The sequence below is a fragment of the uncultured Marivirga sp. genome, assembly GCF_963974845.1.
GTDB classification, from domain to species: Bacteria; Bacteroidota; Bacteroidia; order Cytophagales; family Cyclobacteriaceae; genus Marivirga; species Marivirga harenae.
Genome location: NZ_CAXBEQ010000002.1, coordinates 520,920 through 539,791 on the forward strand (window position 1 = coordinate 520,920; position 18,872 = coordinate 539,791).

The window sequence follows — 18,872 nt, forward strand, 5'->3', positions numbered from 1 at the left end:
TGTAAAGTAAAATCAGGACGAGACACCATGCATCTGTGGAGACGCGATGCATCGCGTCTCCACAGATGCATCGTATATAAACACATCATTTATCATTAAATCCATCATCAGACCAATTCCGAGGATTATTTTTTATGTATTCTGAAATCCGTTGAAATGATTTTTTATCACGAATAATATGATCATGAAAACGGTCCTGCCATCCAAAATCAGGGTTAATCAATCGTGCACCAACGGTTACACCCGATTTAAAACCCCGAATAATGGATCCTAAATTTTTTGATTGTGGTCCGAATTGGTTTTTTGGTGGTTTGGTACGCAGGTTATTTCCGTTGGTGGTTGTGGTCACCGTAGAGACGCGATGCATCTCGTCTCTACCATCCCGGTTCGAACCAGAAATCGAATTATATCGATTATCCCCAATCCCAATAATACCATGAAAATGGTTAGGCATCACAATATATTCGCCCATACATAAATTCATGTCCGGTCGCAATTCAAATGTTTTTACCCATTCCGATTCTACAATTTTTCCGACATCATTTAATAACATTTCTCCGTTTCTTATTTTACCGAAAAAACATTCTCTATTTTTTGTGCAAATGGTTACAAAATATTTTGCTTTACTCCTGTAATCCCAATTTTGTAATCGTGCTGATTCAGTACGGTATTTGTTTTTGAATTTGTCAGGCATGGTTGATTCGTTTGTTCTATCTAGATAATAAATTTTAATTTCGTAAAAAATTGGTGGAGACGCAATGCATTGCGTCTCCACTGCCGATGATCATCACCAAATTAAACCCAATGCACATCACAAGCGCCCACCAAAACAACCATACACATTGAACTAAACTTGTAACGGCTAAAAACTAGTTCTTAGCCAACAAACTGCTGGATTCTACCAGCTTGATGAATTCTATTCTATACCCATTTTCATCTTTTCCTTTTGCACTTTGGGCTAAGTCTGTCACTAGCTTATAATCCCCTTTTTCAAGATAATCAGAATCTTTTAAAAGCATTCCGTAAGTAGCCACTGCAGCCGACCAACGAAAGTTATCAGACGTTTTACCAAGTGCCGTAATTGTATTGTCTACCGTTTTCACAATTAACTGGCTGACTTCTTCATTGGGAGCTTTATATCTAAACTTCACCGTTAATAGCTCATCGCCATAAGCTACTTTTTCTGTCTTTTGTTTATTTTCCTGATATTTTAAATCATCAATTGGTTTGAAATAACTATTCACCCCTTTAGGGATAATTTCATATAAAGCCGTAACCGTATGACCAGAACCGAGCTCCCCAGCGTCTTTTTTATCATTGTTAAAATCCTCATTATTGAGCTTTCTATTCTCGTAGCCAATTAGTCGATAGGCTGTAACGTTGGCAGGGTTAAACTCTACCTGTATTTTCACATCTTTGGCAATGGTAAAAAGAGTACCGCCAAATTCGTTTACCAACACTTTTTTCGCCTCTAAAATATTGTCGATATAAGCATAGTTGCCATTTCCTTTGTCCGCCAATATTTCCATTTTTGAATCCTTGTAGTTACCCATTCCAAAGCCTAAAACTGTAAGAAAAACGCCTTCCTTTCTCTTCATTTCAATCAAATCTTCCATGGCTTCATTTGAACTTGCTCCCACATTAAAGTCACCATCCGTAGCTAAAATGATGCGGTTGTTGCCTTCTTTCATGAAATTTTCTTTTGCAATTTTATAGGCCAATTCAATCCCTGCTCCACCAGCAGTGGAACCACCCGCCTGCAAGTTTTGAAGCGCATCGATTATTTTGTCTTTTTCCTTGCCAGAAGTGGGAGGAAGCACACACCCTGCAGCACCAGCATACACTACAATAGACACCTTATCCTCTTCTCGGAGCTGGTCAACCAACATTTTCAGGCCTGATTTCAGTAGGGGCAGTTTATTTTGCGCAAACATAGAGCCCGACACATCTAAAAGAAAAACTAGATTAGAAGCAGGCAGATTCTCTGTTGGGATTACCTTGCCCTGCAAGCCAATTTGCACCAGTTGATGTTTTTCATCCCAAGGGGCTGGAGCTACTTCTGTGTTGATCGAAAAAGGATCTTGACCAGTTGGTTGTTTGTAGTCATAATTGAAGTAGTTAATCATTTCTTCTATTCTCACGGCATCTTTTGGAGGGTTCTGACCATTATTGATAAATCTTCTCATGTTGGAATAAGATGCAGCATCTACATCTATTGAAAAAGTAGAGAGCGGATGTTGAGTAGCCTCCTGAAAAGTGTTTTCATCAAGACCTTCGTATTCCTCGGTATCTGCTTGATGATTGGGTGGTTCAGCAATTGTGGGCAAATAAGCTATCTCCTCCTCATAGCTAACCGCTTTTCTTCCTGAAAATATATTCCGCACTGATTTATCAGTGACCACCACTTCAGATAATTGAGAAACAGAAGCTTCCATCTTCACATCAATAACAGTACGCCCTTTTATCGACACTTCCTTTTTCTCCATCCCAATGTAGCTAAAAACTAATATTCCTTTTAGTGAAGATACCTTGATAGAGTATTTTCCATCTAAATCAGTATTTACTCCGGTGGAAGTCCCTTTCAGTAATACATTGACTCCCGGTAAATCTTCTCCACTATCGAAATCGGTGACTTTCCCGCTGATAGTGATCGTCTGTGCGTTTAACATTGCAGCACTGATCAAAATCAGACCACTTATTCTCATTGCATCCATTAACTTTTTCATAATTGATAATTTTATGTGAAACATATTTGTAGACAGGATGCAGCTACTCCATAAATTCCATAAAACTATTTTTATTTTTTTTACTTTTCGAAAGAAATTGGTCTTAATTCTTATGTAAATAGCCTTATAAGGCTCTAATTATTAATATGATGTGAGTACTTAATGTTTAACAACTTACTTTTGAATTAAGCTGTGAATTTTAATTTTATGTATATTATTCAGGTATACAAATTAACTTAGCATTTGTACAGCAAGATTAAGTGACAGATAAAAACGATATACAAAAAGAAAAACAATTGATTAAGAGATTCCGAAAATCTCAAGATCTGGAACTATTAGGTAAATTATATCAGCCTTATATGCACTTGGTTTACGGAGTATGCCTAAAATATTTGAAAGATAAAGATTCAGCTCAGGATGCTGTGATGGCTATTTTTGAAGAGTTAGTGATAAAACTTCCCAAGCATGAAGTAGAGAACTTTAAAAGTTGGCTTTACGTCCTATCCAAAAACCATTGCTTAATGGAATTGAGAAAGCAAAAACGTCAAAAAACCGACAGTTTTGATTATTCTGACCTTGAGCTTATGGAAAATGGGCAATTGCAGCATCATGAAGAAGACTATACTTTTCAGGAAGACAATCTGGAAAAATTAACTGCATGTATTGCGCAATTAAAAAAAGAACAAAGGCGATGTGTGGAGTTGTTTTACTTGGACAAAAAGAGTTATAAAGAAATTACAGATAGTACCTCTTACGAATTAAAGAAAGTGAAAAGCTACATACAAAATGCGAAACGAAATTTGAAACAGTGCATGGAATAAGGTGAAGAAAGATAAAAACCATATTGACCCTATTCGAGACCTGAGCATAGAGAAAATGAAAGCCTATGCAAATGGTACTTTGAGTCCTGCAGAGCAGCATCAGGTAGAGAAATATTTGCTAAGTCATCCTTTTGAGGCGGAGGCCATGGAAGGTTATTTGGAAAATCCGGATGCGCTAAATGATTTACCAAGTCTAAAGGCCAAGCTGCAGTCTAAAACTACTCCTAAGCAAGAAAAGCGCGTAATACCTATGTGGAAAAAAGCATTGCCTTATGCTGCAGTCTTTTTATTGTTCATCATATCTAGTATACTCATTCTCAATTTTTTTCAGCAAGATGAGGCTTTGGCTCCCTTGGCTATTAAATCGGAAGAGGCCATAGAATTTGATAAGAACAAAAGCCCTACCAACCCACCCAACGCTTTAGAGGCTGAGGCAATAGAAAAGGAATCCGATAATCAACCGTCTACGGTGGCTGAAAGCACTGATTCTAATAGTAAGAAAGAAAAAGAACAGCCAGTTCAAACAGTCCAAGATATAGAGCTCCTTGCTCAAAATGAATCGATTAGTACTGAGGAGCAATTAATAGTATCGGAAACGGCTGTCCCTTATGAAGATACTTTTAAAGAGGTTAATAAAGACTCGATGGTGGGAAAAGTAGCAGGAATTGAGACCGATCAAAACAATCCTTCAGCAGCAAGAAGTAAAAAGGTATCTGATTTGGCATCATCTATTGCTCCAACTGATAATGAAACAGTTATCACAGCAAGGAAGAAGAATGCGACTCCTCCAACTATTTCAGGAGAGGTGTTAGATGCTGAAACCGGAGAGCCAGTGCCAGGAGCCAACATCATGCTAAAGGGTACAACAATAGCCATTAGCACTGATTTAGATGGCAATTTTGAAATTGCAGCAAAGTTAAACGATGTCCTGATAGTGAACTTTATAGGCATGAAACAGCAAGAATTTGTGGTGGGTGAAAAATCGGGCAATAAAATATATCTAAACACTGATGCTGCCCAATTAAGCGAAGTAGTCGTTACGAATAATGCAGCTGACACAGAAAAAGACAATACTTACAATGCTGCAAGACCCAGCATCGGTTTTTCTGATTACCGTGATTACCTCAAAGATAATTTAAGATATCCTCCAAAAGCCCTGGAGGCTGGCACTGAAGGAAGGGTAAGACTAAAAATAAGTATCAGCACCACGGGCCGTATTGAAGAAGTACAGGTTATAAAAGGACTAGGAGATGGCTGTGATGAGGAGGCAATCAGGTTAATCAAGGAAGGGCCAAGATGGGAATCTGCTAAAAAAGGAGATACTTCTGTAGCTTCAAGCAAGAAAATTTCGGTTCGATTTAAAATTAAATAAAACAGATTTCGATGACAGGAAAGTTATTCTATTTAAGAACCTATCGAGGAAACCCCTGAATTCAATTACTCTATTGCTCTGTAACCTCTGATTCAGATTTTGCTGTCTTAATTTTGAATTTTGTCAGCAATCCCATGGTATTGGCCGCTATTCTAATCACATTACTGTCAGTAATCACCCACAAATATCCAATTTGAGACTTTAAATCACTAATTGTTTGTTGCCATTGCTTTCTTGCCTCAGTATCATAGCCTGTCATATTGAGGCAATTACAAATGATGTTCGCTTTTTCCTCAGGCTTTAAGGTACTGGAAAATTCTTCTTTCCATCTTGCAGTAGCTTTAGAAGCATTTTCTTCATTTAGTCGTCCCAGAATTTCGATTCTTAAACAATTCTTTTCAGACCTTTCAATCCAGTTTAGAAGTACTTGATTTGTTTCCATAATTGTGTAAGTATTGGATTATTTTTGTTAACAATTTATACGACTATTATGCAATTAGCAGACTGATATTACTACTTACAGTCATCAAGCAAATCACACACACTCTCTTAAGGTTTAGTTAGAATCAGCTGAATAACACAAAACATTGTACTATCCGTCCTATTAAAACTAATAAAATATTATTATAATTATGTAGCATCTTGTCAAAAAAAATCTGTTTTGGTAATTATTATGGTTGGTTTTGGCTGACTTAATTATGAAAAAGTTGAGAGACTGTAAGCAATTGTGAAAGCAAATTATGCTTTGCTTTATTGCGAATTCAATTTAACACTGCCGCAACCTTTCTATCTATATGCGTTGAAAAAAGAAAAAAAGTCTGTATGCGCATCAGAATAATCTTAAAAACATAACTTTATCAATTCATGAACACCAATTAATTGTACTGACTTGTTTATCAGGATCGGGGAAATCCTATTGGCTCAATTTGCGTTTCCAAGCGTCCATATATTTATAGCCAACTAATGCAAGAGAGGCGTGGGGAAATCAGGCTGATAATTTAAACACAGGTATAATTCTTAATATTGGTGGGTCAGACAGCAGGAAAGCTGTTTCAATAATGGAACGAAAATAATCTTTCCCCCGCCCCGAGATACACTAACGAATTTAAAAATTACAATAGTAAACCATGAGAGGATTTTTTAGAAAAATAGTATAAAAACAAAATACATGAGATTACTTCCTAGGGAGTCTGACAGTATTGTTCCAGTAATCTCTGATAGTTTCTGCAAGATTATCTAACTCATAAATATCGTCAGGTTTTACAATGTATGAACTAGACTGTTCTTGATATGCCCTTAGAATATCCTCTTTTCTTGATGAGGTAGTTAGCATTATAACAGGAACATGTTTGACTTCTTCTATTGATTTAATTATTTTCAAAGCTTCATGCCCATCCATAACGGGCATATTAATATCCATTAGGATGAGGTCCGGTGTTTCCGCTGCCGAGTAGGGCTCCTCCTTTTTCAGAAAATTAATAGCCATTGCACCGTTCTCGACATGGTGCAGCTTATCTACAAATGTAAGCCCTTCCAATGCCTCTCTGATAAGAAACGCATCTTCTTTGCTATCTTCTACCAAAAGTATATTTAGTTTTCTCATTTTTTTTTCATTTACATTCCGCTTTCCTTGGTCGGTGAATTAGCACCAATAAACGAGTTTAAACTCTAGCTGTTTATCTTTCTATATTATCTTTTGTCTTTGGTATCGTAAATACAAACTTAGTTCCTTGGGGTTGATTTGCCTCGAACCAGATCTTCCCACCGTAAGCAGAAACAATTTTTTTACAAGTGGCTAAACCTATTCCCGTTCCAGTATATTCACTATTTGAATGCAACCTCTTGAATACCTCAAATACTCTATCCTGATGTTGCCTTTTAATTCCTATTCCATTGTCTGCAACTGTAAAAACCCAGTTCTTTTCGTCTTCTTCCCCATAAATATCTACTTGTGCCCTATTTCCCTTGGCCTGATATTTTATTGCATTATCTATTAAATTAGTAAATAATTGAATAAACGAGGTAGTATCGCCAGTTAAAACAGGTAAATTAGATTTGGAGAGTACCAAATTATTCTGATTTATATCATTTCTGTAGTTATCAAAAATTGTGTCTAAAAGACTGTTAAGATTCACCTCTTTTTGCTCAATTACACCAGTTTTGGAAAAATCCAGAATATCAGAAATCAGATTTTTCATCCTCTTTGCGCTGTGGGAAGCTATGTCAATATAGCTATTTGCTTTATCATCTAAATGTGCACTATACTTTTTTTGCAAGATGGACAAATAAGAGGTGATACCCCGTAATGGCTCCTTTAGATCATGTGCAGTTATATATGCAAACTGTTCGAGCTCTTCATTTTTTTGTTCAAGTTCCTTTTGTATCGATTTGATTTGGCTAATATCTGTTGCTGCAAATAGATAGCCATGTGCATTTTGAACTTGTATAATTTCACTAACAGACAATAATACGGGTACAATTATACCATCTTTCCCCTTCATAGTCCATTCACCTAGGTTGTGCTGTTTATTATTAGCTAGTGAGTGTAGAAAATCTGCTGTCAAGTATTTTTTTTCAGAGCTACCCATAAGCTCTCTTGCCATTTGATTCCACTCTTCTTCTAAAAAAAGGATGTTCTGAATACTACTCCCAGTGATAGATGCCTTATCATATCCTAATATTCTTTGAACGCCAATGTTTGTATCAAGTATGTTTCCCTCTTTATCCGTTGACACAAAAGCTACCTCGGTTGTGGCATCCATTAGTGCTTTATTCTCTGCTAATAAAGCCTTTAGGCGAATTTCAGTTTGTTTTAACTTCGAAATATCAATAATCTGCGATATAAAATAAAGTACATTTCCGCTTTCGTCTCTAACCATCGAAACCGCCAGAATAATATAGACAATATGACCTTCCTTATGAAAGTACCTTTTTTCCATTTGGTAATGATTTCTCTTACCTTCCACTAATTCTTGCAATAAGTCCAGATCAGCATGAAGATCATCAGGATGGGTAATGTCTTGAAATGTGAGTTTTAATAATTCCTTCTTGGAATACCCTACAGTTTGGCAAACATTTTCATTCACCTCCAACCATTTACCATTTTGATCTAGCAATGCCATTCCAATGGCGGCATTTTCAAAATTACCTCTAAACGCCTGTTCACTAATTCGTAGCGCTTCCTCCTTCTGCTTTCTCTCCGAAATATCTTGGTGAGTGCCGTACATCATCAATGGTTTTCCCTCTTTCGTCCATTCAAAGACTTTTCCTCTGTCAAGAACCCATACCCAATGTCCGTCCTTATGCTTCATACGGGCTTCAAAATCATAATATTCTGCCTTTTTCTCAAAGCATTCATTAAGCCTCCTACTAGATTCCTCTAAATCATCGGGGTGAGCCAAATTCATCCATGTATCTATACTGATAGGTGCCAGTTCATCCAGGGTGTAGCCTGCAATCTCCGCCCATCGTTCATTAAATTCTGTTTCACCTGTTTGCACGTTCCATTCCCAGGTCCCCACATTAGTCCCTTCAATTACGGATTTATATTTCCTTCTGGCATCAACAATTTCTTGTATTGGACTACCTTCGGGTAAAACATAAATGACTTTCCCAAATTCATCAAATATGGGTTTCATACTAAAGAGAATCGTGATGGGGGTTTTGTTAGAAAGCCAAACTTCCACTTCATAAGATACAGTTTCTCCACCAACAGCCTTCTGAAAATTCTTTTTGAGCTCTTTTTGAGTTTGTGGAGATATCTGCCACCAATAGCAATCCCAAAAATATTTGCCGATTACCTCTTCATGCTTTAAATCGGCCAGACCAAGTGCAGTATCATTAGCTTCTAATAAAATACCTTCAATACTCAGAAAACCAATGAAAGTAAAAGTCGAATTAAATATACTTTTAAATTTTAGTTCGCTTTCCTTAATTTTTGTAATGTCCTGAAAGCTACCGATAATCGTATTTTCTACCTTTCTACCTGTACTTCGCACCCATTTTTGCCTACCTTTCGCAGTAATTAATTTACATTCTAGATCGAATGGTACGTCATTCTGTACTACATTTTCAAGCGCTTGCGTTATTAAACTTCGATAGTCAGGGTGGTAAAACTCTATAGCGTTGGCTTGGTTATGATCGTAATCTAAGGGCAATTCATGAATTTCATAGACTACCTTACTCCAAACAGTCTGTCCTGAAGCAATATGGAGCTCCCAAGTCCCTATTTGATTAGCCTCCTCTGTGACCGTTAATAGTTGATTTTTTTTGTTTAGGTCCTCATTAGACTCGGCCAATCTCCTTTGAGACCGCCTTAGCTCTAAGAGATTCATCGTCTGTTTCGCCAACTGCTGTAACAGCTGAATTTGCTCCTCATTAAGCTTTTTTGGAGCATCATCAATTACGCACAATGTCCCAAGAGGAAAGCCGTTTTTATTTACTAAAGGAATTCCAGCATAAAAAATGACATTTGGATCGTCTGTAGTTATAGGATTATCAGAAAAGCGAGTATCTTGACGAGCATCTTCGACAATAAATGCTTGGTCAGGAATGTTGATAGCATGAGCGCAAAATGAGATGTTTTTGGGTGTCTCTCTAGCTTTTATTCCGTGATGAGACAAAAACCATTGCTTATCTGCAGTGACCAAGCTAATCAGCGAAATCTTGGTTTCGCAAATCTTTGCTGCCATCGAAGTGATGAAATCAAATTCATCTTCTTCATTCAATCCAATGATTTGGTAGGACTCTAACTCCTTTTGGCGATTTATTTCGTTTATGGGGATTTGAGGTTTTTTCATTCAGCTTATACAATTGGAAATGGCGGTTGTGAACCAGCCAGAATTTAGAAAAATACGATTTGTTTATAATCTATTGTACTTTACTAAAAGTACAAATAAAAATGAACTTTCAAAATACATTTTATAGTTGGAGACGGAAATATTCCATCCTCTATTTCTTCACATAATAGTATATTTTTCTGCCTTAGATATATTCATTATTTTAATAGAAACGCAATTTTTTTGGTCTACTCTTTTAAAAAAGCACTTCCAATTGGATCAAATTGATCATCTAGTTAATATACAAGGCTAAGATTGAATCATCATGCTGTAATATTCTTCTTACCTTTAAATTTCCAAAAGAAAAGCAGAATATGAAGATCATAAACGCCCACCAGAACAACCTCAAAAACATTGACTTAACAATACCTGAAAACCAACTAATTGTGGTTACTGGATTATCAGGTTCAGGAAAATCTTCTTTGGCTATGGGTGTGATCGCAAATGAAGGATACCGTTACTTTTTAGAAAGCCTGCCAGCCTATAATCAACAGAACGGACAGTTAATCCCTACTGCTGAAGTAGATGACATTCAAGATTTGCCACCAGTGATCAAAGTGGAACAATCAAAACGCTTTCAATCTATCAATACTACTTTTGGTACGCTTTCAGAGTTGACCTCCATTTTCCGAATTCTATTTGCACGCTATTCAGGGGAAGAAACGATGAGCAAATCATTATTTTCCTTTAATCATCCGCGGGGAGCCTGTGAAATATGCCGAGGCATAGGTGATGCGGAATATATAGATCTTGAAAAACTCATTGGGGATGAAAATAAGACGCTGCGAGAAGGAGCCATCACCACTACCCTTCCCGGTGGCTATATAGTTTATTCTCAGATTACGGTGGAGGAACTCAATAAGGTTTGCAACGCACACGGCTTTAATGTGGACATTCCATGGAAGGAGCTTACAGCTGAACAGCAAGATGTAGTCTTAAATGGTAGTGATCGACTTAAAGTCTTTTATGGTAAGCATGGATTGGAGTCCCGATTGCGGTGGGAAGGAATCAAAGCAAAGCCCAGAGAAGAAGGCTATTACAAAGGAATGCTCCCCATCATGCAGGATATTCTCAGGAGAGACCGAAACCCTAACATCTTAAAATTTGCCAGCTCTAAAGTCTGTCCAAGTTGTGATGGAGCAAGAATCAAAGCTGAGCATCTAAAATACGAATGGCACGGGCTGAATTTTCAAGGCTGGATGGAGCTTTCATTGAGCGACTTATATGATAAACTTAATTCGCTAACACTTTCAGAAGGTGAAAAAACATTAGTGGATAAGATTTGCACTCAACTGTATGACCTTATTCGCCTGGGAATGGAGGATTATCAGTTGAGTGCCCCTAGTATAGAAATTTCCTCCGGTGATGCGCAAAGAATCAAATTGATTAATCAGGTGAATAGTAATTTGCAGGGGATTCTATATGTTTTTGATGAACCTTCTATAGGATTGTCATCAGACTATCAAAAATACTTACTCCACATACTGGATCGATTAATTAGAAGAGGCAATACGGTGATGGTGGTGGAGCATGATTTAGATTTCATCCAGTCCGCAGATTGGATAGTTGAATTGGGACCGCAGGCAGGTGTTCACGGTGGTGAAGTTGTTTTCAATGGCTCTATCGATGACTTCCTGAAGTGCAAGGACAATAGAAGTCCGACATTAGAAGCACTGAAAAAGGGAAATGCCGTAGATTATCCAATTCCAAACAAAGTCTCTGCCTACAATTTTGTACCTGAGGAGCAACAACTAACAGTGGTGAGTAGAAAGAACCCCCAAATACTACAAGGCATTTCCAGCTTTTGTGAAAAACAGGAACTGAACATGCATATGGTAACAGATCAACCGATTGGAAAAACGCCACGCAGTAACCCTGCTACATATACAGGCTTAGGGGATAAAATCCGAGATTTACTAGCCAAAACTTCGGACGCAAAAGAATCAAAATTAGCTAAAGGAGCCTTTTCCTTTAATAATAAAACAGGGAGATGTGAGGCCTGCGAAGGTGCTGGGGTGATTACCCTGTCCATGAGTGCGCTTGGGAATATCAATCAGATCTGTCCTACTTGTAATGGCAAGCGATTTAAAAAGAAAGTGCTCCTTGTAGAATGGATGGGAAAAAATATAGCAGACCTTTACGACTTAAGCATTGAAGCCGCCTATGATTTATTTTCAGGAGAAAAAAAGATTACTGAAATTCTTTCATTGATGTTGAAGCTGGGACTCGGTTACATCAAATTGGGGCAGCCTTCCAATACCTTGTCGGGAGGTGAGGCACAGCGAATAAAACTCACCAAACATTTCACTAAGAAATCGAAGAAGACAATTTTATTGCTGGAAGAACCCAGCATTGGCTTGCACCAAAAAAATGTAACACAATTGCTGAATGCCCTCCATGAACTGAAGCAACAAACTGCTGGTATCATTTGCTTTGAAAATCATGCGCTGTTCCAACAGAGCTGTGATACTTTAGTGGATAATGCACTTGAAGTAAAGCCCATAAAAATTAAGGAAGAACCTAAGCAGCAACGAGAATGGATCTCGATTCAGGGAGCTCGAACACATTCTCTAAAAGACTTAAATCTGGAAGTGCCCAAGCATCAATTATCTGTGGTTACAGGGATTTCGGGTTCCGGAAAATCATCGCTTGTGATTGACACGCTGCACGGCTACGGATTGCAGGAAATGACTAAGCAGTTCTCCAGTTATCAGCAATCACGAGTAGGCGTGAATTTTCAATTTGAAGTCAACCATATTGAAGGTCTCACACCAACCATTTGTATTACTAGAAAGCAAAAGAACTATTCAATTCGAACAGATATTACTAAGCAAACGGGGATTGATAAAATATTACGGTTTGCTTTTTCCCGAAAGGCACAATACGAAGGCGAGGATTTATCAGCCAGTCATTTTTCCAATAATCATGAATTAGGGAGATGTAAAGTTTGCGAAGGAATAGGTGAGGAATTATTACCTGATCTTCAAAAACTAGTGCTAGACGAGAAAAAAAGCATAGCCGATGGACTCTTCTCACACAACAAAGCAGTTGCATATTATGGTGATCCAGCAGGACAGCATATGGCAATCTTGAAGCAGGTTGGAGCGGAACACGGCTTTGGTTTAGAAACCCCTTTTAAAGAATTAAGTGACGATCAAAAAGAAATTCTCCTGCAAGGAACAGGGGAAAAAGTGTGGAAAGCTATCTGGGAATACAAAACCAAAACACGAACAGGAAGGCAAGACTTGACAATGCAGTGGGAAGGTCTATTCCATTACTTGCAAGATGAATATTTCAAAACACGAAAGAACAAAAACATTAGCCAGCTGACTTCTCTGTTTTCATTTAGTGAATGCAAACATTGTTTGGGCAGCGGATTAAAGCCGGAAAGATTGAAATTTACAATAGCCGGTAAATCTATTCATGATATTAAATCCATGGATTTTACGATCTTGAGTGATTGGCTAACGGCCAGTGACAAAGAAGTTGATGTGGAGGGAAAATTATTGGCTAAGATCGAACCTCATTTAATTAACACAATTGAGCGGGCAAAGCAATTGCATATTGACCATTTGCAACTCAACAGAAAATCACCAAGCCTTTCCGGTGGAGAAAATCAAAGAGTAGAACTGATCAAACAGCTGAATAGTCCATTAAAAGGTATTACCTATTTATTGGATGAGCCTACTGCCGGCTTGTCGAACGATAATATTCCGGATCTGATTCAAATCCTGAAAGAGTTGATTGCAAAAGGGAATACAGTCATCGTTATCGAACATAACAAAGACATTATTCATGCAGCAGATCATCTTGTACAGATTGGTCCCCAAGCTGGTAAGCTCGGTGGCTGTACTACCTATCAGGGCAATACGGAAGGTCTGCTAAAGCAAAACGATTGTCATCCTTTCCTGAAAGAGCCAAGCAAAGCAGTTGAGCTCAAAGATGGTAATAAACATATTAGGATTCGCAAATTAGCTAAACATACGTTGGTCAGAAATGAATTAGACCTACCCATTGGTGGCATCACTGCGCTGACCGGAAAATCAGGAATTGGCAAAACCACTTTGGTAAAAGAGATCATCATACCTAGTATAAAAACTGGAAAAGCGATTAACTGTGAAAAAATTGATTTTCCTAAAAATTATGAAGGCGCGCAGTATTTTGAACCTAAAAAGCTCAACAGCCATTCCGCTACACTTTTGGTTTCTTACTTAGATTTACTCAAGGACATTACCAAAATAATGGCTAATGAAACAGAGGCAAAGCCAGCTGACTTTTCTTATAAAACAAAGGGAAGTCAGTGCCCAAACTGTAAAGGAAAAGGTTTTGTAGAAACCAGTCTGGACGTAGCAGCCAATGCTATTGAAAAATGTGAAGACTGTGATGGCAAGCGCTATCAAAAACACATTCTTCAGTATGAAGTGCAGGGACGAAATATAGCTGATATTCTGGATTTTAATATTACAGAATTAATAGCATGGTTTACGGATTTTAAAGTGTCGAATTCTACGCTTAATTTTATCAAAAGCCTAGAGAAAATCGGTTTGGCCCATTTGAGTTTAGGGCAAAGCGTCCAGTCACTTTCCTCAGGTGAAAAGCAACGATTATTACTGCTACGCTGGCTTCAAGATGCTCCCAAAAATGAGCTTTTTATTTTAGATGAGCCGAGCACGGGATTGCATTATGCGGATATTGATTTGCTATATACCATTTTAGCGAAACTGAGTACCCACAATGATATATTAGTGATTGATCATAATCCATACTTATTGAAAATGATTGGGGTTGGAGTGGTTTTGAATTGAATTTGCTATTACTATTTGTTCATAGATAAAAGTGCGGGTCAACTTTCTCCCAACTTTGCACAAACGGACGCTCGCTCTATCGCAATTTGATGCATTTTAGCACTGGTTCAAGCATCCGCTTGAACCAATTAGAGAACATGTAAACGCATTTACCGAGGAAAACAGAAGGACGTTTTAGCTTAATCCTCTGCAAGTATTTTTCTCAGACCAGTTAAGGTTGTGAAAGGTAGTTCAGCAATTGAAATGTTAGCAAGCCAAACCGGAATGTTTTCGCCAGGCTCAGAATGAAATTGATAGGTTAACTCCGTGTATTTTCCTGAAGATTTTAATTTTATAAAGCCCTTCGCCTTCCTCATTCGAACAATTCCTTTTTTTTCGGGAAGATAATCAGGAATTCCTTCCAGGGATATGAACACCTCTTTAGAGTTAACATTATCGATGACCATTTTGTAAACCATATCTCTATTGTTGTAAGGCCACGGAAAAATAGTCTCTACGTAATTGTACTGGATGCCATTTCCCTGATCAAGCACGTTTGCTGTTTTCGTGAAACCATACCATTCGGTGTAGTTATTAGCATTTTCCAATACTTCCACTATTTCATTTGGCGATGCCTCAATTAGCATAAAAGCTTTGAACGATTTGAATTCTGAATCCTCCTCAAATCTAGTGTATACGATAATATCGTCTTCAGACAAGTCCACTTCCCAGGCGGTTTGAGAAAGCACCGAAATTGAATTTCCCGCAAAGACTATAGATAGAACGAGTGTCTGTATATTCATGCTTACTTATGCTAGAGAATGGATTCTTTGGTTTGATACAACCTCATGAAATAGTAAAGGAACAGAAGGAAAAAAATGACGTCTCCAATTATTACTATGAAAACCACAGATCCCGCCAAACCTGATAAATAGAATTTTAGTAGTGAAATAGCAAAACCCACTTTTCCAATTCCTCCCACAACCACAATACCTGTATGTCGCAGCGGATTGTAGGCAACAATAGCATAACCAATGAAATATACCAGGGTGGTGCCCCATGCCCCTTGATAAATTCCATAGAAAAGTGGGTCCGCCAAATCCCTATTGAAGAACCCATGAAAAGTGTAAGCGGTATTAAAATACCCGAAAATAGCCCCTATTAAATTCCATACTGCTGATATGATGAAAAAGGCTCTAAAGAATGTAATCTCTTTACTTTGCATGTCATAAAATTTAGATGTTGATCATTAAACTCTATGGCAAAGTTGCAGCTATAAAAGGCCATTTGCATTTACATATGTAAAGAAATCAGTGCTGCGACATGGATTTTCTGATCCGGCTAAGTTGGGTTGCACTGATGCCCAAGTATGCTGCTATATGATACTGTGCTATTTGCTGTTCGATTCCTGGATACTCCTGCTGAAGAATTACATAGCGTTTTTCAGCATCCAGCAAGGCCATCTCAATTTCTTTTTTCTCATTACTTAAAAAATATCTTTCTGCGATGATTCTTCTAAGCCTTTCAACTTCAAAATTGCCTGCAGACAATTCTTCGATTCGACCAAAGGAAGCTTTCCAAAGTTTACAATCCGTGAGGGCTTGCTGAGCTACTTCATTTTTCTGTTTACTGATAAGAGAAGCATAGGAACCAATAATCGATGGGGCTGAAAAAAATGTTTTATTATACTCTTTACCTTCATTATTAATGTAATATGCTCGAACGATACCGGACTCCAAAAACGCAATTTCTTTCGCATACTGTCCTTTTCGTATGAAGTATTCTCCTTTTTTTAATTCTGCAGGGACGAATAGATCTTTCATCAGACTGATAGCCTCCTCTGAAAGGGGTATGACATTACTAAAGAATGCAATTAAATTTCTCATGAGTATATGACTCGTCAATTTCTCTAATATCGTAATTTAGATGATATGGTGACTGCTTTTACCTCTAAAATTTTACGAACTGATTTTTACAATATGGCAAGATACCAAAGTCACTCAGCTGAAACTGCAATGTCCTTTTAATTCTTGAGAACTGACCGTGGTACAATGGCTCTTTGACAGCATTAAGAAATCAACCAGCTTCTTAGGGCAGGACAGGTTAAATTGATATTAAACATTTTAACTATCTAATCCCGAAAATATTTTTCTTCTCTCAGCGCATCATCCTTTCATCCGCCTTAAAAGCGCCCCGCATATGCAAGATCCACTGCGATTCATCGAGGGGAGAAACCCCTTTATAAGGACGGATTTTATCATCCGTAAGTGTTGTTTTTTCATATCCATCTAGCCTCAGTTTTAGACGGCCTTTGCCCGAAGTGGTGGCATTAAACTTGATCCCATAGTCCATAGCTTCCGCTACGGCAACTCGACCTTTCAAAATGAAAAAATCCCCATCAAAAAGCGGTGCTTCTATCTGTGCTCTCATTTGATTAAGATCGCTGGAAATAGGGCCAAGTAGATCCTGCTGAGCTTTAATTTCAAAAGCATACATTGGTTCCAAAAGATCCGTCCCTGCGTTCTCCAGACCTCTGAGAACACCCATTGGAGTTGCTAATAAGAAATCTCCGGGGTTAGAGTGCACGATATGCTCTTCACCTTTGATCAAAGTGATCTTGATATCGGTAACTTCATAGCCATGCAGGCCTTGCTTTAAGGTCCACGGAATGGCTCTTTTCACTTCATTGATATATTTCTGGCTGATATCGCTAGTGCGTACTTTGTTTTCAAAGCTCACACCACTTCCCGCTTCTCCAGGTTCTATTAAGAAAGTCATAATGGCCCAACAAGGCTTCGGCATCCAATAGCGAACAAAGCCTTCAGCAGATTGACCAGGCGTCTCTTTATAAATCACTTTAGGCGGAAGGAACTCTGCTTCAATTCCCCATCTTTGGCTTAGACTGTCTTTCAACACTTCGGTTTGAATAGGCCCCAAAATTTTGAGATGAAACTCTCTGTCGTCCTTAAACCATTTAAAATCTAAAATAGGATCTTCCACATTGAAAATTTCTAATGCTTCTCCTAATTTCTGGTAATCCTTCTCATCTAAAGCCTTTACCTCCACCGCCAGTACGGCATTGCTGATTTTGGAGTAAGAATCTGCAAGTTTTTCATTGCCTAAAATATCTCCAGCAAGGATGATATCAGAAGTAGTGATCAAACCGATTTCTCCTCGATGGAGCTCTGAAACTTGCTCCAAACCTGCGGCTTCGGCTTTAAAAATTTGGTTGATTTTTATGTCTTTGCCCAGTTCTTGTGAAGGAATGCTGTCTTTGGTTTTTAAGAGACTGCCATAAGACTTGATATAGGCTAACCTTCCCAGTTTTTCGTGGAATTCTACTTTAAAAACCTTGCCAGCAGGCGTAGAAAAATAATGCGAAGGAGGAGGAATCAACTTTTCCACCTGATCTAATAAGGCTTCAATCCCTAGCCCTAACTTAGCACTTCCAAAAAGCACAGGATAAAGACTTCCGTTGTGAATATGCGGGATGGCTTGCGCCAAAATGGTAGACATTTCGCCTGTATTTGCTTCCAGGTATTTTTCCAGAAAAGCCTCATCACATTCGGCTAGGTTTTCTAGAGAGCTATCAAGAATTGCATGATCCCTGTGATTGCTACTTGCTTCAAAAGGCATAACTTGAATTTGCTGGGAATCCGACAAATCGGGAAGGTTTAAAGCAAAAAGTTTAGCGTCTAATTCCCTTTGAAAATCAGCAAAAACCTGCTCTGGGAATACACCATCTCTATCGATTTTATTAAAGAAAATGATAACGGGCAGATTACGCTCTTTAAGGCTTTCCCATAAATTTAAAGTATGAGCTTGAACGCCTTCTTTAGCCGAAACCACTAAAATTACGGCATCTAAAACGGAAAGCGCACGATCTACTTCAGCTGCAAAATCAATATGCCCTGGAGTATCCACTAACTGAAATTGCGTTTGTTTCCAGTTGAAATTAACAGAAGCTGCTTTGATGGAAATCCCTCTGCTTTTCTCTAGCGCCAAGCCATCCGTGATAGCAGAACCTTTATCCACACTGCCTTGAGTGTTAGTGGCTCCCGCCTCGTGCAGTAGGCACTCCGTCAAAGAGGTTTTCCCTGCATCTACATGCGCTAAAATTCCTATGGTTAAATTTCGCTTTGCTGACATCTGCTTGCAAACTTATCATTTTGCTTAGAAATTTTACAGATCGTCTAACTTAATTTAGTATAACAATTGCTGATGTAGGGTACAATAAGGAATTTTTGGATGGACTACTACAAAGGGATGTAAAGTAAAATCAGGACGAGACAGGACTTTGTACATTGCAAATCGATTTCAATAGTTGTTAT

12 protein-coding genes are annotated in these 18,872 nt (G+C 38.1%); 3 read left to right on the plus strand and 9 right to left on the minus strand.

What is annotated here, in order from left to right; genetic code table 11:
- Nucleotides 1-85 precede the first annotated feature (85 nt).
- Nucleotides 86-694, minus strand: a complete 609-nt coding sequence (locus tag AAC601_RS06760) for a transposase (protein ID WP_303271190.1) — start codon at nucleotides 692-694, stop codon at nucleotides 86-88.
- A gap of 175 nt (nucleotides 695-869) precedes the next feature.
- A complete protein-coding gene (locus AAC601_RS06765; protein ID WP_303271192.1) occupies nucleotides 870-2,726 on the minus strand; it encodes a von Willebrand factor type A domain-containing protein in 1,857 nt (618 codons plus the stop codon).
- A 296-nt stretch (nucleotides 2,727-3,022) separates the two neighbouring features.
- On the opposite strand from AAC601_RS06765, the gene AAC601_RS06770 reads away from it, so the two are divergent.
- Together AAC601_RS06770 and AAC601_RS06775 are read left to right on the plus strand one after the other, a co-directional pair.
- The gene (locus AAC601_RS06770; RefSeq protein WP_340152849.1) at nucleotides 3,023-3,547 is read left to right on the plus strand and encodes a sigma-70 family RNA polymerase sigma factor; all 525 of its coding nucleotides are present in this window, start codon (nucleotides 3,023-3,025) and stop codon (nucleotides 3,545-3,547) included.
- 1 nt (nucleotide 3,548) lies between these two features.
- Complete coding sequence (locus AAC601_RS06775) at nucleotides 3,549-4,919, plus strand: TonB family protein (RefSeq protein ID WP_303271196.1); 1,371 nt, start codon at nucleotides 3,549-3,551, stop codon at nucleotides 4,917-4,919.
- A 70-nt stretch (nucleotides 4,920-4,989) separates the two neighbouring features.
- On the opposite strand, the gene AAC601_RS06780 is transcribed toward AAC601_RS06775, so the two are convergent.
- From AAC601_RS06780 to AAC601_RS06790, 3 genes are all read right to left on the minus strand, one after another.
- Nucleotides 4,990-5,361, minus strand: coding sequence for a hypothetical protein (locus AAC601_RS06780; protein ID WP_303271197.1), 372 nt, complete (start codon nucleotides 5,359-5,361; stop codon nucleotides 4,990-4,992).
- Between the two features lie 732 nt (nucleotides 5,362-6,093).
- Nucleotides 6,094-6,522 (minus strand): response regulator, encoded by a 429-nt coding sequence (locus tag AAC601_RS06785; protein WP_303271200.1) that lies wholly within the window; start codon nucleotides 6,520-6,522, stop codon nucleotides 6,094-6,096.
- A gap of 73 nt (nucleotides 6,523-6,595) precedes the next feature.
- Nucleotides 6,596-9,718: a PAS domain S-box protein gene (locus AAC601_RS06790; protein WP_303271201.1), complete on the minus strand. Its 3,123-nt coding sequence runs from the start codon at nucleotides 9,716-9,718 to the stop codon at nucleotides 6,596-6,598.
- A gap of 353 nt (nucleotides 9,719-10,071) precedes the next feature.
- Here AAC601_RS06790 and AAC601_RS06795 point away from each other — a divergent pair, with 353 nt between their 5' ends.
- Nucleotides 10,072-14,562: an ATP-binding cassette domain-containing protein gene (locus tag AAC601_RS06795; protein ID WP_303271203.1), complete on the plus strand. Its 4,491-nt coding sequence runs from the start codon at nucleotides 10,072-10,074 to the stop codon at nucleotides 14,560-14,562.
- A 179-nt stretch (nucleotides 14,563-14,741) separates the two neighbouring features.
- Here the strand turns inward: AAC601_RS06795 and AAC601_RS06800 are convergent, their stop codons facing one another.
- From AAC601_RS06800 to AAC601_RS06815, 4 genes are all read right to left on the minus strand, one after another.
- Nucleotides 14,742-15,344, minus strand: a complete 603-nt coding sequence (locus AAC601_RS06800) for an START domain-containing protein (RefSeq protein ID WP_303271204.1) — start codon at nucleotides 15,342-15,344, stop codon at nucleotides 14,742-14,744.
- A gap of 11 nt (nucleotides 15,345-15,355) precedes the next feature.
- Nucleotides 15,356-15,766, minus strand: a complete 411-nt coding sequence (locus AAC601_RS06805; RefSeq protein ID WP_303271206.1) for a hypothetical protein — start codon at nucleotides 15,764-15,766, stop codon at nucleotides 15,356-15,358.
- Nucleotides 15,767-15,851: 85 nt separating this feature from the next.
- Nucleotides 15,852-16,427, minus strand: coding sequence for a Crp/Fnr family transcriptional regulator (locus AAC601_RS06810; RefSeq protein ID WP_303271208.1), 576 nt, complete (start codon nucleotides 16,425-16,427; stop codon nucleotides 15,852-15,854).
- 271 nt (nucleotides 16,428-16,698) lie between these two features.
- Nucleotides 16,699-18,690, minus strand: a complete 1,992-nt coding sequence (locus tag AAC601_RS06815) for a TetM/TetW/TetO/TetS family tetracycline resistance ribosomal protection protein (RefSeq protein WP_303271210.1) — start codon at nucleotides 18,688-18,690, stop codon at nucleotides 16,699-16,701.
- Nucleotides 18,691-18,872: the final 182 nt, after the last annotated feature.

Bases quoted from the DNA above. Each gene is read 5' to 3' on its own strand.
- AAC601_RS06760 (WP_303271190.1), bottom strand. From the start codon at position 694: ATGCCTGACAAATTCAAAAACAAATACCGTACTGAATCAGCACGATTA.
- AAC601_RS06765 (WP_303271192.1), bottom strand. From the start codon at position 2,726: ATGAAAAAGTTAATGGATGCAATGAGAATAAGTGGTCTGATTTTGATC.
- AAC601_RS06780 (WP_303271197.1), bottom strand. From the start codon at position 5,361: ATGGAAACAAATCAAGTACTTCTAAACTGGATTGAAAGGTCTGAAAAG.
- AAC601_RS06785 (WP_303271200.1), bottom strand. From the start codon at position 6,522: ATGAGAAAACTAAATATACTTTTGGTAGAAGATAGCAAAGAAGATGCG.
- AAC601_RS06790 (WP_303271201.1), bottom strand. From the start codon at position 9,718: ATGAAAAAACCTCAAATCCCCATAAACGAAATAAATCGCCAAAAGGAG.
- AAC601_RS06795 (WP_303271203.1), top strand. From the start codon at position 10,072: ATGAAGATCATAAACGCCCACCAGAACAACCTCAAAAACATTGACTTA.
- AAC601_RS06800 (WP_303271204.1), bottom strand. From the start codon at position 15,344: ATGAATATACAGACACTCGTTCTATCTATAGTCTTTGCGGGAAATTCA.
- AAC601_RS06805 (WP_303271206.1), bottom strand. From the start codon at position 15,766: ATGCAAAGTAAAGAGATTACATTCTTTAGAGCCTTTTTCATCATATCA.
- AAC601_RS06810 (WP_303271208.1), bottom strand. From the start codon at position 16,427: ATGAGAAATTTAATTGCATTCTTTAGTAATGTCATACCCCTTTCAGAG.
- AAC601_RS06815 (WP_303271210.1), bottom strand. From the start codon at position 18,690: ATGTCAGCAAAGCGAAATTTAACCATAGGAATTTTAGCGCATGTAGAT.